The sequence below is a fragment of the Azospirillum thiophilum genome, from assembly GCF_001305595.1.
Lineage (GTDB): Bacteria > Pseudomonadota > Alphaproteobacteria > Azospirillales > Azospirillaceae > Azospirillum > Azospirillum thiophilum.
Window position 1 is genome coordinate 1427211 of the sequence record NZ_CP012401.1, and the last position, 14377, is coordinate 1441587.

The 14377-nt window shown below is 69.2% G+C and carries 11 protein-coding genes; 8 read left to right on the forward strand and 3 right to left on the reverse strand.

The annotated features are described in order from the left end of the window. The first annotated feature begins 48 nt into the window (after positions 1-48). Positions 49-2130, forward strand: a complete 2082-nt coding sequence (locus AL072_RS06615) for a methyl-accepting chemotaxis protein (RefSeq protein WP_045580999.1) — start codon at positions 49-51, stop codon at positions 2128-2130. A 10-nt stretch (positions 2131-2140) separates the two neighbouring features. Here AL072_RS06615 and AL072_RS06620 read toward each other — a convergent pair whose 3' ends face one another. The 3 genes from AL072_RS06620 to paaX all read right to left on the reverse strand — a co-directional run bounded on the left by AL072_RS06620 (position 2141) and on the right by paaX (position 5598). Beyond that, positions 2141-3193: a 2Fe-2S iron-sulfur cluster-binding protein gene (locus tag AL072_RS06620; protein ID WP_045580998.1), complete on the reverse strand. Its 1053-nt coding sequence runs from the start codon at positions 3191-3193 to the stop codon at positions 2141-2143. Positions 3194-3365: 172 nt separating this feature from the next. Then, positions 3366-4394: a hypothetical protein gene (locus AL072_RS06625; RefSeq protein ID WP_060721696.1), complete on the reverse strand. Its 1029-nt coding sequence runs from the start codon at positions 4392-4394 to the stop codon at positions 3366-3368. Positions 4395-4653: 259 nt separating this feature from the next. Then, positions 4654-5598, reverse strand: coding sequence for a phenylacetic acid degradation operon negative regulatory protein PaaX (gene paaX, locus AL072_RS06630; RefSeq protein ID WP_045580997.1), 945 nt, complete (start codon positions 5596-5598; stop codon positions 4654-4656). 450 nt (positions 5599-6048) lie between these two features. Here paaX and AL072_RS06635 point away from each other — a divergent pair, with 450 nt between their 5' ends. From AL072_RS06635 to AL072_RS06665, 7 genes are all read left to right on the forward strand, one after another. Further along, the gene (locus tag AL072_RS06635; RefSeq protein WP_200909790.1) at positions 6049-7212 is read left to right on the forward strand and encodes an ABC transporter substrate-binding protein; all 1164 of its coding nucleotides are present in this window, start codon (positions 6049-6051) and stop codon (positions 7210-7212) included. Between the two features lie 160 nt (positions 7213-7372). Further along, positions 7373-8248 (forward strand): branched-chain amino acid ABC transporter permease, encoded by an 876-nt coding sequence (locus AL072_RS06640; protein WP_045580996.1) that lies wholly within the window; start codon positions 7373-7375, stop codon positions 8246-8248. Between the two features lie 14 nt (positions 8249-8262). Beyond that, positions 8263-9210 (forward strand): branched-chain amino acid ABC transporter permease, encoded by a 948-nt coding sequence (locus AL072_RS06645; RefSeq protein ID WP_045580995.1) that lies wholly within the window; start codon positions 8263-8265, stop codon positions 9208-9210. Then, positions 9207-10031: an ABC transporter ATP-binding protein gene (locus AL072_RS06650; RefSeq protein WP_082108836.1), complete on the forward strand. Its 825-nt coding sequence runs from the start codon at positions 9207-9209 to the stop codon at positions 10029-10031. The genes AL072_RS06645 and AL072_RS06650 overlap by 4 nt, the downstream gene beginning before the upstream one ends. 13 nt (positions 10032-10044) lie before the next feature. Further along, positions 10045-10749 carry an ABC transporter ATP-binding protein gene (locus tag AL072_RS06655; protein WP_045580994.1) on the forward strand — a complete coding sequence of 235 codons (705 nt, stop codon included), beginning with the start codon at positions 10045-10047 and terminating at the stop codon, positions 10747-10749. Positions 10750-10982: 233 nt separating this feature from the next. Beyond that, positions 10983-11633 (forward strand): maleylacetoacetate isomerase, encoded by a 651-nt coding sequence (gene maiA, locus AL072_RS06660; RefSeq protein WP_045580993.1) that lies wholly within the window; start codon positions 10983-10985, stop codon positions 11631-11633. A gap of 135 nt (positions 11634-11768) precedes the next feature. Beyond that, positions 11769-14375: a hybrid sensor histidine kinase/response regulator gene (locus AL072_RS06665; RefSeq protein WP_045582437.1), complete on the forward strand. Its 2607-nt coding sequence runs from the start codon at positions 11769-11771 to the stop codon at positions 14373-14375. Positions 14376-14377: the final 2 nt, after the last annotated feature.

Below are 14377 nucleotides of genomic sequence, written 5' to 3' on the forward strand. Positions count from 1 at the left end.
CCCTCCGTTCATTTCCGAACCTTTGGCGGACCTGACGAGGTGCGCGGCATGAAGGCCAGGTTCAGGACGAAGATCATCATCGGTGTCGCGGCGGTGCTGGCGGCTGGGGCCGCCGCGGTGACGGCGGTGTCGCTGACATTGTCGCGCGATGCCGGGCACAAGGCGGCGCTTGCCCTGGCCGCCGAAACCGCCGACCGCCATGGCGCACTGGTCGCCGCCGATCTCTCCGCCGCGCTGGACGCCGCCCGTGCAACCGCCGCGCTGGTCGAGGTGGAGCGCTCCACCGGAACCCCGCGGCGCGAGACGGTGAACCGCTACCTGCGCCGTGCCGCCGAGGCCAACCCGCTCTATGCCGGGGTCTGGGTCGACATGGCCGACGACGGCTTCGACGGCCGCGACAGGGAATTCGCCGCGCACGACCGTTCCACCGAGATTCTCGGCCTGCCGAAGACCGGCCGGATGAGCCTGCTGTGGCTGCCGGGGGACAAGGGGGTACAGGCCGACGACAGCGACGGCTATACCTTCTCCGACGTGCAGGAGAAGGACTATTACAAGGCGGCGGCCACCGCGCGGAAGGCGGTGCTGACCGAACCCTATCTGGACGATTTCACCAAGCGGCTGATGACCAGCGCCGCCGCGCCGGTGATGGACGGCGGCAAGGCCGGCCGCGTCATCGGGGTCGCCGGCGTCGACATGGCGCTGACCGGGCTGACCGATCTGGTCCGCTCGGTGAAGCCCTATGGCGACGGCTTCGCCGCGGTGCTGACCGGCTCCGGCCTCTATGTCGCCCATCCCGACGGCGGCCGGCTGGCGAAGACCGCCGACGATCTGCCGGAAGCCGCCCGCCGCGCCGTCGCCGAGGGACGGGCGTTCGACGGGATCGTCGAACTGGCCGGGGCGCCGCATTACCTTCGACTGGCGCCGGTCCGCTTCTCCGGGGCGGACGGTGCCTGGTCCTTCATGGTGGCGGCGCCGCAATCCAGCGTGATGGCCGATGCCAACCGTCTGACCCTGCTGACCGTGCTGGTCAGCCTGGGCTGCGTGGCGCTCGGCTGTCTGGTGGCGTGGAAGGTCGGCGACGGCATCGCCCGTCCGGTCACGGCGTTGATCGTCGCCATGGACCGTCTGGCGGCCGGCGATCTCGAAACCGCGGTGCCGGGCGCCGACCGCGACGACGAGGCCGGCGGCATGGCCCGCGCGGTCGAGGTGTTCAAGGACGGTCTGGTCCGCGCCCGCGAGCTGGACCGCCGGCAACAGGCCGAATGGCACGCCAAGGAGGCCCGCGCCGCGGCGCTGTCCCAGTTGCAGGCCGGGTTCGAGAACCGGGTCGGCGGGCTGACCGGGGCGCTGGCGTCGGCCGCCCAGCAGCTCGAATCGACGGCCCGCGCCTTGACCGGCATCGCCGACCACAGCCTCGACCGGTCGGAGCAGGTCGCCTCCTCCGCCCGTGCCGCCGCCGAGAATGTGCAGACCGCCGCCGCCGCGACGGAGGAGCTGTCGGCCTCGGTCCAGGACATCGGCCGGCAGGTCGGGGAGTCCGCCCGCATCGCCGATGCCGCCGTCGCCGACGTCAAGCGGGCCGACGATGCCGTCGCCGTGCTGGCCGAGAGCGCCGAGCGGATCGGCACGGTGGTCGGGCTGATCAACGACATCGCCGGCCAGACCAACCTCCTGGCGTTGAACGCCACCATCGAGGCCGCCCGCGCCGGGGAGGCCGGCAAGGGCTTCGCCGTCGTGGCGGGCGAGGTGAAGAACCTCGCCAACCAGACCGCCCGCGCCACCGAGGACATCGTCGGCCAGGTCAAGGGCATCCGCGACGCCACCCAGGTGGCGGTGACCGCCGTGCATGGCATCAGCGAGACCATCGCCCAGGTCAGCCGCATCGCATCGGGCATCGCCGCGGCGGTCGACCAGCAGGCGGCGGCGACCCAGGAGATCGCCCGCAGCGTGATCCAGGCGGCCGACGGCGCGCAGGAGGTCAGCGGCGGCATGGGCCAGATCCGATCGGGCGCCGGGGAAACCGGGGCCGCCGCCGACCAGCTTCTCGCCGCCGCCGCCGCGCTGGCCGGCCAGTCCAAGGATCTGACCCGCGAGATCGACGGCTTCATCGAGGGCGTCCGCAGGGCGTAAGAGCCCTTCGTCAGCCCAGCGCCATCAGCCGGTCGGCCGGCAGCACTTCCGGAATGTGCTGGGACACGTAGCCCTCGCTGTGGATCCGGTCGTCCTGTGCGCCCAGCGCGCGGGCGGCGGCGACGCAGGACTCGACGAAGGCAGGGCTGCCGGCGGTGAAGACGGCGTGGCCGGACAGGTCGGGGAACAGGCCGGGTAGGATGGCGGGGATGCGGCCGGTCAGATGGCCGGGCAACTCCTGGCGCGTCAGCGTCACCTTGACCCTGAAATTGCGGTATTTGGCCTGCCAGTAGCCGAGCAGCCCCTGCTCGTAGACATCCGCCCGCGTGCAAGCCGAGACCAGCAGCGTCACCGGCTGGCGGTAGCCGCGGCGCAGCGCCGCGTCGGTCAGCGCCAGGATGGGGGCGAGGCCGGAGCCGGCGGCCATGCACAACACCGGGCTGTCGACCGACGGGTCGCCGATGAAGGTGCCGTAGGGGCCGGACAGCTTCACCATCTCGCCGACCGCAAGCCGGTCGTGGATCCAGCCGCTGGTCGGGCCGCCGTCGACGCGGGTGACCTGCAGGACGATCTCGCCATCCGGGCGGGGTGCGTTGGCGATGGAATAGCAGCGCGGCGGTGCGCCGGCCGCGGCGTCGCCCAGCATCACATACTGTCCCGGCCAGTAGCGCAGCGGCTGGCCCAGCGGGCGCAGCCGCAACTCCACGATCCGTGGCGTGCGCGGGATGCGGTCGGTGACGATGAACAGCACATTCTCGCGCGGCGGGAACAGCTTGGGCTGGGCGTCGGCGGTGCCGTATTCGATCACCAGCTCGTCGGAGATCGGCTTGGCCATGCACATCAGGCCGTAGCCGTCTTTCCGCTCGCCCTGGGACAGCGCCATGTCCAGCACCATGCCCTGGTCGAACTGGCCGCTGATCACCTTGACCTTGCATTCGCCGCAGGCCCCGGCGCGGCAGTTGTTGGGCAGGGCATAGCCGGCCTGTTCCAGCGCCGACAGGACGGTCTCGCCGTCACGGCACTCGACCGTGCGGCCCGAGGGGTGGAGGCGGATGCGGCTCACCGGGGGGATCCTTGGGTGGAGAGTAAGGTTTGGTCGGCGTTTGCCCCCTCCCTAACCCTCCCCCTCTTCGAGGGAGAGGGGACTGCCGCTTCCTGTCCCTCCACCGCCAAAGGCGGGGGAGGGAGGGACCCGCGGCGGAGCCGTGGGAGGGAGGGGGCTCAACGGTGCGCGCTCAAAACACCGGGATGATCTCGTCCATGTCGACGTCGCGGACTTCCTCGCCGGTGATGCCGACCTCGGGGATGGCGGGGAAGGGGATGCCGTAGCGGTCCAGCACGCCCTTCAGGTTCAGCATGGCGTTGCGCCAGTTCTCCTTCTTCGCCTCGTAGTCGGGGATGTGGAAACCGGCGTTGCGGGCGATGGCCTCCGCCTCGCGCTGGGTGGCGATGAAGTCGTCGGGCAGGTCCCAGAACTGCGGCGGCGGCTCGAACAGCACGGCCGACAGGAACAGGTAGCCGGCGCGGATCTGCTTGGTGATGACCGACTTGTCCTCGACCGCCAGGTGGGGATAGTCGCGCTCCATCACCGACATGCAGATCGCCATGTGGCGGCCCTCGTCGCGGCCGATGTTGCGGAAGGCCTCCTTGAACACCGGCTCGCTGCAGCCGGCCGCCATCTGGTGGAAGATGGTCGCCGCCGCGATCTCGCCCATCAGGAAGGAACTGAACAGCACCGCCAGCGAGTATTTCGGCACCGCCTTCTTGTAGCCGTCCCAATAGCGCCCGCCATTGTAGTACAGCCAGTGCGCGTTCTTCTGCAGCCGGCGGCCGAGGTCGGTCTTCGGCTCGTAGGTCAGCGGGCTGGTGGCCTCCAGCAGCCTGGTGATGGCGAGCCCGCACATCTGCTCGTGGTTCTGCTCGTCGCGGGTGACGGAGAAGAAGCAGCGGCGGACGGGATCCTCCTCATGCACCTCGTAGGTCTTGATCAGCGCATGGGCGAAGACCGGCGGGGCCGAGGCGTCGAACACCGACAGGATGGTCCACCAATAGGCGATGGCCTCCCGTTCCTCCCACGAATAGCGCGACACGTCGAAGCTGTCCCAGGGCAGCTTGGCCGGGTCCCAGTTCTCGCGCTGGGCGGCGGCATAGACCTCTTCCAGCTTCCTGGTCTGCGACACCCAGGACAGCGGGTAGACGTTCGGCTGCGGCGTGGCGGGGGGGAACTCCATCGTGTTGGCGATGGGGGTGTAGTCCTTGGACATGGGGGCGTTTCCTCCGCGGGAATTCGGCGGGCGCTCACATTTCCATCGGCGCCCTGTGGTCTTTATATGACACAGAAAAATCAGATCATCAACGGTATCTGTATCATAATGACAAGGCGGAGAAGTCCCGTTAACCCATTGCCAGGAAAAGAAATATGTACGAAAGCGGCGAATTGATCCAGATCAATTCGTTCGTTCAACGGAGTTTATCGGCCGGATCGGTATCGGAAACCGCCACCCGAATGGCAGGCGGAAGCGCTCAGCCGGCGGCGATGGTTTCCAGCCCGCCGAAGCGCCCGTGGAAGGACGGCTGGGCATCGGGCAGCGGGCCGTTGGCGGTGGTCGCCGCCTGCATCAGGAAGGCTTCCGATGGGCCTGCCAGCCGGCGGTAGAGGTTGCGCGTCAGCATCCGCGATTCCTGGCCCGGCCAGTCGGCCGGAAGCAGGTCGGGCGGCAGCATCGGGTCGCGCAGCAGGATGCGTCGGAAATCATGGATCATCAGCGTGCGCAGGACGAAGCAGGCGGCGGGGTCCAGGGCCTCCGCCGCGTCGACCGCCGCCCAGACCGGACGGAAATGATCCAGGAACGCCGCATAATCATGTTCGAGCTGATCGATGTCCCAGCAGCCGCGCACCAGATCGCGCAGCGCCCCGAACCCTTCGGCCCGGTCCAGGCTGGCCTTCATGTGGACGATCCGGTCGGCGACCCCCAGCTCCGCCAGCGACCGGTGCATCGCCGCCTCGTCGCAGTTGGGATGGGCGTAGACGGTGGCCGATGCGGCGCCGAAGCCCTGCCAGGTCAATTCCCGCCGCAAGGCGTCGCGGGTCTCGGCGTCGAGCGCGTTGGGCGGCACCAGCAGCAGGTCCCAGCCGCGGTCCCACTCGCGGGCCAGCGGCGCGTAGATCCGCCGTTCCGCCGCCGCGAAGCGCTCCTTGCCGCTGTCGGTCACCCGGTAGAAGCTGCGCCGGCCGATCTGGGTGTTGGTCAGCCAATCGTCCTTGCACAGCCGGAAGACCGAGGTGCGGACGATCCGCTCGCTCATCCCGAACAGCCCCATCAGCTCGATCAGGCTGCCCAGCCACAGCGACCCGCCATGCGGCAGAACCGCGTCGCCATAGGCGGTGATGATCAGCGACTTGGCCCGCGGCGCGATGGCTTCTGTCAGCTGGGCGGCGAGGTCTTCGGGGCGGCGTGGGCGGGCCATGCGGCGGGGGCGTCCTTGTTGCGGGCGGAACTGTTGCGGGCGCGATGCGATGCGGACGGCACGGCGATGGGGCGGCGTCGGGAGTTGTATACGCAACCCGCCCCCCCGAGGGCCAGCGCCGCGACGGGGCGGGACGCGCCGGCGTCTCCGGATAGGATGGTGGCCGGACTTTCCGTTTGACAATCATTAATATGATACACTACGGTTGGTTCATTGAAGTAAAAATGTGTCATAAAACGAAGCATCGGTTTCCCTCCCCGCCGTTCGCGGGACCGCGGAAGGACGGGACGGGCACCGGGAGTATCCGGATCGCGATTATGGTCTTGGTAGCGGAAATTTTTCTTCAGAAATCATTTCGTTTGAAACATTATGTAAGTCAAATCGTCCCGCCGAACCGGGACCGGGCCGTCGCCCGGGCCGGTGATAAGGGGGCAGCCAAGGGAGGTCATCTTGCGCAGACGCCTGCTTTCCACCATCGCCCTTTCCATCACCGCCATGTTTGCGGTGTCCGGCATGCTGTCCGGTGCGGCGGTCGCCGCCGATCCGATCAAGGTCGGCGCCATCGTCTCCGCCACCGGCCCGGCCTCCTTCCTCGGCGATCCCGAGAAGAAGGTGCTGGAGCTCTATGCCGACCGCATCAACCAGGCGGGCGGCATCGCTGGCCGGCCGGTCCAGCTGACCGTCTATGACGACGGCGGCGCGGCGGACAAGGCGGCCTCCTTCACCAAGCGCCTGATCGAGAGCGACGGCGTCGACGTGATCGTCGGCGGCACCACGACCGCGGCGACCATGGCGGCGGTGCCGCTGGTGGAGCGGGCCGGCGTGCCCTTCATCTCGCTGGCCGGCGCGGTGGTGATCGTGGAGCCGGTGAAGAAGTGGGTGTTCAAGACCCCGCACACCGACCGCATGGCCGCCGAGAAGGTGATGGAGGACATGAAGGCGCGCGGGCTGACCAGGCTGGCGCTGCTGTCGGAGGATTCCGGCTTCGGCAAGTCCGGCCGCGAGCAGACGCTGGCCGTCGCCAAGGAGCGCGGGATCGAGCTGGTCGCCGACGAAACTTATGGCGCCAAGGACACCGACGTCACCGCCCAGCTGACCAAGGTGAAGAACAACGCCGCGGCGCAGGCGGTGCTGGTGTTTGGCCTCGGCCAGGGGCCGGCGGTGGTGACCAAGAACTACCGCCAGCTCGGCATCTCGCTGCCGCTCTACCAGTCGCACGGCGTGGCGTCGAAGGAATATATCCGGCTGGCCGGCGGGGCCGCCGAGGGTGTCCGCCTGCCGGCCGCCGGTCTGGTCGTCGCGGCGCAGCTGCCGGACAGCGACCCGCAGAAGAAGGTGGCGACCGAGTTCACCAAAATCTACGAGGACAGCTTCAGCTCGGAGGTCTCGACCTTCGCCGGCCATGCCTATGACGGGCTGATGATCGCGCTGGACGCGGTGAAGCGCGCCGGCGGCACCGACAAGGCCAAGCTGCGCGACGCCATCGAGCAGACCAAGGGCTATGTCGGCACCGGCGGCATCGTGACCATGAGCGCCAAGGACCACATGGGCCTGACGCTGGACGCCTTCCACATGGTGGAGGTGAAACAGGGTGACTGGGCGCTGGTGAAGTAAGGGTAGCGGCCCTCTCTCGCACTCAAGCCACGATGCCCCCTCCCTAACCCTCCCCCACCTGTGGTGGGAGAGGGGACTGCCGCCGCTTTCCCGTGAGGCACCCTCTCCCTCGCAGAGGGGGAGGGTCGGGGAGGGGGCCTGCGAAGCGGAAACCCAAACGATGTTCGCGGAACTGCTGCAATACATGCTGTCGGGGCTGACCATCGGCGCGATCTATGCGCTGGCGGGGCTCGGCTTCTCGATCATCTACAATGCCAGCCACGTCATCAACTTCGCCCAGGGCGAGTTCATCATGATCGGCGGCATGGCGTCGGCGACCCTGACGGCGTCGGGGGTGCCGCTGCCGCTGGCGATCATGATCGGCTGCGGCGGCGCCATGCTGGTCGGCGTCCTGGTGGCGAAATTCGCGGTGGAACGGGCGCGCAACGCCTCGACCGTCACCCTGATCATCATCACCATCGGCGCGTCGATCTTCCTGCGCGGCATCGCCGAACTCATCTGGGGCAAGGACTTCAAGCGGCTCGACGCCTTCTCCGGCGAGACGCCGATCCAGATCCTGGGCGCCTCGATGCAGCCGCAGTCGCTGTGGGTGGTAGGCACGGCCGCCGTGCTGATCGTCGCCATCGGCCTGTTCTTCGCCAGGACGCTGACCGGCAAGGCGATGCTCGCCACCTCGCACAACCGGCTGGCCGCCCAGCTGGTCGGCATCGACGTCAAGCGGGTGGTGCTCGCCTCCTTCGCGCTGTCGGCGGCGCTGGGTGCCGTCGGCGGGGCGGTGGTGGCTCCGATCACCTTCTCCTACACCGAGATGGGCATCATGCTGGGGCTGAAGGGCTTCACCGCCGCGGTGCTGGGGGGGCTGGGCCACGGGCCGGGCGCGGTGGCCGGCGGCTTGATCGTCGGCGTCGCCGAGGCGCTGGGCGCCGGCTACATCTCGTCGGCCTACAAGGACGCCATCGCCTTCGTCATCATCCTGGCCGTCCTCCTCTTCATGCCGAACGGGCTGTTCGGCAAACGCGGCACCGAACGGGTGTAAGGACCTTCAAGACGATGAACGCACTCCTTCACGGGCGGCTGACCGGCCTCATGGTACTGGCTGCCGCGATCGCGGTCCTGCCGGCCTTCCTGCCCAACAACTTCTATCTCGACATCGCCATCCTGGCCGGCTTCAACGCCGTGGTCTGCGTCGGGCTGAACCTGCTGATCGGCTATGCCGGGCAGATCAGCCTCGGCCATGCCGGCTTCTTCGGCATCGGCGCCTATGCGTCGGGCGTGCTGGTCGGAACCTACGGCTGGCCGCCGGTGCTGGCGCTGCTGGCCGGGGCCGCCGTCGTCGGGCTGCTGGCCTTCGCGGTCGCCAAGCCGATCCTGCGGCTGAAGGGCCATTACCTCGCCATGGCGACACTCGGCATCGGCATCATCGTGTCGATCGTGCTGCGCACCGAAAGCGGCCTGACCGGCGGCCCCGACGGCATGATGGTCGAGCCGTTCCGCATCTTCGGGATCGAGCTGTATGGCGAGAAGGTCTGGTACTGGGTGGTCGGCGTCCTGCTGGTCGGGGTGGTCTGGCTGTCCCTGAACCTGATCGACAGCCCGATGGGCCGGGCGCTGCGCGCCGTCCACGGGTCGGAGGTGGCGGCCGAGGTGGTCGGCGTCGACACCGCGCGCTTCAAGGTGCTGGTCTTCGTGCTGTCGGCGGTGTTCGCCAGCGTGGCCGGCAGCCTGTTCGCCCATTACGCCGGCCTGATCACCCCGGCCAAGGCCGACTTCTTCAAGTCGATCGAGCTGGTGACCATGGTGGTGTTCGGCGGCATGGCCTCGACCTTCGGCGCGGTGGTCGGCGCGGTGGTGCTGACGCTGCTGCCGCAGGCGCTGACCATGTTCCAGGACTACCAGCAGATCGTGCTGGGCGGCATCCTGATGGCGACGATGGTGTTCATGCCCAAGGGCCTGCTTCCCACCCTGGCGGCACTGCTCCCGGCGCGGAGGCGGGCATGAAGATGCTGGCAACCACAGAGATTTCCCTGGATATGACGACCCAGGCCCGCCGCATCGGCCCGCCGATCCTGAAGGTGGAGCATCTCAGCCGCGAATTCGGCGGCGTGCTCGCCGTCGGCGATCTCAGCTTCACCATCGCGGCCGGCGACATCCATTCGATCATCGGGCCGAACGGGGCGGGCAAGACCACGCTGTTCAACCTGGTGACCGGCGTCTACAAGCCGTCGGGCGGCAGGGTGCTGTTCGACGGGGCCGACGTGTCGGGCATGGCGCCCTACCGGCTGGCCGCCCGCGGCATGTCGCGCACCTTCCAGAACCTGCAGATCTTCTTCAACATGACGGCTCTGGAGAACGTCATGGTGGGGCGGCACCTGCACCTGGACACCCGGCTGCTGCCGGCGCTGTTCCGCTTCCCCTCGCTGGTGCGCAAGGACCGCGAGGCGCGCGACCGCGCGGTGCAGCTGATGACCGATGTCGGGCTGGAGAAATACATCGACGCCGATGCCGCCTCCATGCCCTACGGCGCGCTGAAGCGGCTGGAGATCGCCCGTGCGCTGGCGTCGGAGCCGAAGCTTCTGCTGCTGGACGAGCCGGCGGCCGGCCTGAACGCCACCGAAAGCCGCGAGATCGACGAGGTCATCAAGACCGTGGCGGGCAACGGCGTCACCATCGTCCTGGTGGAGCACGACATGAAGATGGTGATGGGCATCTCGCACCGGATCACCGCGCTGAACCAGGGCCGCATGCTGGCCGAGGGCACGCCGCAGGAGGTGGGAGCCAACCCGGATGTCATCGCCGCCTATCTCGGCGCCGCACCGTAAGGAGGGAGCCCCCATGCTTCTGGAGATCGAGGGCCTCAACAGCCATTACGGCCGCATCCACGCGCTGAAATCGGCCAGCCTGACCGTACGGGAGGGCGAGCTGGTGGCGCTGGTTGGCGCCAACGGGGCCGGCAAGACGACGCTGCTGCGCACCCTGTCCGGCGTCCATCCCGCCAGCAGCGGGCGCATCACCTTCGACGGCTGCGACATCACCCGGATGAAATCGTCGCGCCGGGTGGCGGAGGGCGTGGTGCAGGTGCCGGAGGGCCGCCAGCTGTTCGGGCCGCAGACGGTCGAGGACAATCTTAGGCTCGGCGCCTTCCGCCGCGGCAGCGGCAGGCCGGACGAGGACATCGGCCGGCTGTACGAGATGTTCCCGATGCTGAAGGTCAAGCGCGACCAGCCCGCCGGCACCCTGTCGGGCGGCCAGCAGCAGATCGTGGCATTGGGCCGCGCGCTGATGGCGAAACCCCGGCTGCTGCTGCTGGACGAGCCCAGCATGGGGCTGGCGCCGCTGCTGGTGGCGGAGATCTTCGACGCGGTGCAGCGGCTGAAGCGCGAGGGCACCACCATCCTGCTGGTCGAGCAGAACGCCCATGCGGCGCTCGCCATCGCCGACCGCGGCTATGTGATCGAGACCGGCGAGATCGTGCTGAGCGACAGCGGCGCCGCCCTGCTGAGCAACGAGCGGGTGCGGCAGGCTTATCTCGGGCTGTGATCAGGGTATCGGCTGCCGATGCCCCCTCCCTAACCCTCCCCCGCTCTCGGCGGACCTATGGTCCGCCTGCCGCGTCAGCACAAAGCGCAGCTTTGTGCGAGAGCTTCGCGGGAGAGGGGACTGCCGCCGCTCCTTTGCAAAATTCCCCGCAAAGCTCCTACCCCCTCTCCCGCGGAGCGGGGGAGGGATGGGGAGGGGGCAACCGCCGCGACACTTCAACGGACACCAATCCCGTGAAACTCCACACCTACTTCCGCTCCTCCGCCGCCTACCGGGTGCGCATCGCGCTCAACCTCAAGGGGCTGGCGCCGGACCAGGCCTTCGTCCATCTGCGCCGGGGGGAGCAGGCGAAGCCGCCCTTCGCCGACCTCAACCCGGAGCGTCTGGTCCCGGCGCTGGAGGTCGACGGGCCGGACGGGCACCATGTGCTGACCCAGTCGCTCGCCATCATCGAGTATCTGGACGAGACCCATCCCGCCCCGCCGCTGCTGCCGGCGGATCCGGCCGGTCGCGCCCGGGTGCGGGCGCTGGCGCTGGCGGTGGCCTGCGATCTCCACCCGCTCAACAATCTGCGGGTGCTTGGCCATCTGAAGGCGATGGGCCACCCCCAGGAGGAGGTCGACGGCTGGTATCGCCACTGGATCGCCATCGGGCTGACGGCGCTGGAGGCGCAGCTTGCCGGCGATCCGCGCACCGGGCGGTTCTGCCATGGCGACACGCCCGGTCTGGCCGACGTGGTGCTGGTGCCGCAGATGGCGAACGCCCGCCGGTTCGGCTGCCCGCTGGACGCCTATCCGACGCTGCTGCGCATCGACGGGGCCTGCCGTGCCCTGCCGGCCTTCGCCGCCGCGGCTCCCGACCGGCAACCCGACGCCGAGGCGTGAGCGGGCGGAGTCCGGCCGTCAAAAGTCACATTGCCCCATTGGTGTTAGCGGTTTCGTGGCATCCTTCCGTGGTATAGAGGTAGCCGGAACGGAGCGGGGACAGGCGGCCGGGCGATGGCGGGCAATTTTTCTTCCATGGCGTACGACCTTGCCGAGAACACCGCGGCAAGCGCCTTCGTCGTCCTTGCCTACACCTTCCTGATCCGCCGGTCCGACGGCTGGAGCCCGCTCGCCCGCCAGATGGTTTTCGGGACGGTGATGGCGCTGACGGCGCTGTTCTCGATGGTCCACCCGATCCATGTCGGGCCGGGCATCTTCATCGACGCGCGCACGGCGCTGATCGGTCTGGCCGCGCTGTTCGGCGGTCCGGTTTCCGCCGCGATGACCGCGGGAACGGTCGCCGGCTACCGGATCTGGCTGGGCGGGGTCGGGATGGAGGCGGGGGTCGCCAACGCCCTGCTGTCCTTTTCGACCGGGGTCGGCTTCGCCGTCTGGGCACGCCGCCGCGGCCTGCGGCTGGGGGCGGTGCCGCTGTTGGGGTTCGGCCTGCTCCTGACGCTGGTTTCGCTGCCCTCCCTGCTGCTGCTGCCGGACCCTGAGCTGATGTGGCGGGTGGCGCGCGCGACGGCGCCGCCGCTGCTGGTCATCGTGCCGGTCGGCACCCTGGTCCTCGGCGGCCTGCTGCTGCGCGAGCAGCGCCAGCACGACGCCGAGCAGCGGTTGGGCGAGAGCGAGGCGCGCTACCGTCTGTTGGCCGACAACGCCACCGACATGATCCTGGAGATGAGGGCCGACGGAACGGTTCGCTACCTGTCGCCGTCGGCGCGCGACATCCTGGGCTGCGACCCGGCCGGGGTCGTCGGCACCGCCCCGGCCGACCTGCTGCATCCCGACGATCTGGAAAAGGCGTCGCAGGCCTTCGCCAGCATGCGGCCGGGATCGCCTCCCGTCACCTTCACCCACCGGTTGCGTCACTGCGACGGCCGCTACCTGTGGGTCGAATCCAGCATGCGCCCGACGGTGGGGGCGGATGGCGGGTTTCTCGTCGTCGGCGTCGTCCGCGACGTGACCGAACGCAAGCGCTACGAGGGCGAGCTGTCCGACGCCCGCGCCGAGGCGGAGGCGGCCAACCGCGTGAAGTCGGAATTCCTGGCCTCGATGAGCCACGAGATCCGCACCCCGCTGAACGGCGTCATCGGCTTCGCCGACCTGCTGCTGGGAACCGAGCTGACGGCGGAGCAGCGCCAGTATGTGGCGCTCCAGCGCGAGGCCGGGCGCGGGCTGCTGGCCATCATCGGCGACATCCTGGACTATTCCAAGATCGAGGCGGGCAAGCTGGAGTTGGAGGAGCGCGCCTTCGACCTGCACCGGCTGCTGCGCGACTGCCGCGACCTGATGAGCAACGCCGCCTCGCAGAAGGGGCTGCTGCTGCAATTGTCGCTGGGCGGCACGGTGCCGCGCTTCGTCCATGGCGACGAGGCGCGCATCCGCCAGATCCTGCTGAACCTGGTCAGCAATGCCTTGAAGTTCACCGAGCGCGGATCGGTGCTGGTGTCGGTCGGGATGCTGTTCGCCGACCGTGCCGCAGAGGTGGCCCCCCTGGGGGAAGGCCCGGCGGGACAGCATGCCGCGGGGGTGGGAAGCGTCGCGCTGATCCGTTTCGCCGTCAGCGACACCGGCCCCGGCATCCCCGCCGCCGATCAGGCCAACCTGTTCCAGCGCTTCAACCAGGGCGACCGGTCGACCACCCGGCGCTATGGCGGCACCGGGCTGGGGCTGATCATCTCCAAGCAGCTGGCGGAACTGATGGGCGGGCGGATCGGCGTGCAGAGCAGCCTCCGCATCGGCAGCACCTTCTGGTTCGAGCTGCCGCTGCCGGTGGCGCCGGCCGTGGTCGCCCCCGCCGCCGACAGGACGGAAGCCGCCCCGCGGCGCGGTGCGCGCATCCTGCTGGCGGAGGACGTGCCGATGAACCAGATCGTCACCTCGTCCATTCTGTGCAAGGCCGGCCACACGGTGGAGGTGGCGGAGGACGGCGAGCTGGCGGTGGAGGCGGTGCGCGGCGGCGATTTCGATCTGATCCTGATGGACATGCAGATGCCGCGCATGGACGGGCTGCAGGCGACCGCGGCGATCCGCCGGCTCGGCGGGCGGCGGGGGGCCGTGCCCATCATCGCGCTGACCGCCAATGCGCTGACCGATCAGCTGCAGCTTTGCCTGGATGTCGGCATGAACGACCATGTGACCAAGCCGATCGAACGCGACACCCTGCTGTCGGCGGTCGACCGCTGGCTCGCCGCCGGGGCGGAGCTCGATTCCGAGCTTCCATCCGACTCTCCGCTCCCGGCGGAGACATCGAAGGCGGCGGTTCCGGCTTCCGACGGCGTGCCGGTGCTGAACCGCGCCGCGCTGGACATGCTGGCCGACACGCTGGGGGCCGATGCGCTGCCCCGCTTCGTCACCGGTACGCTTGCGGAGCTGGCTCTGCGCGTCGACCGCGTCGACACGGCGGAGACGGCGAAGGCGGCGGCGGCCGACGCCCATGCCATGGTGTCGCTGGCCGGCAATGTCGGGCTCATGGAACTGTCGGGCCTCGCCCGCAAGGTCCAGCACGCCTGCGAACAGGAGCGGTCGGACGCGCCGGCGCTGAAGGCGCAGCTGCGCGAGGCCTCCGACCGCGCTGCCGCCGCACTCCGGGCAGCGCTGCCGACCCTGGGCGTGGCGGTCGAGACGGTGCGGTGAGG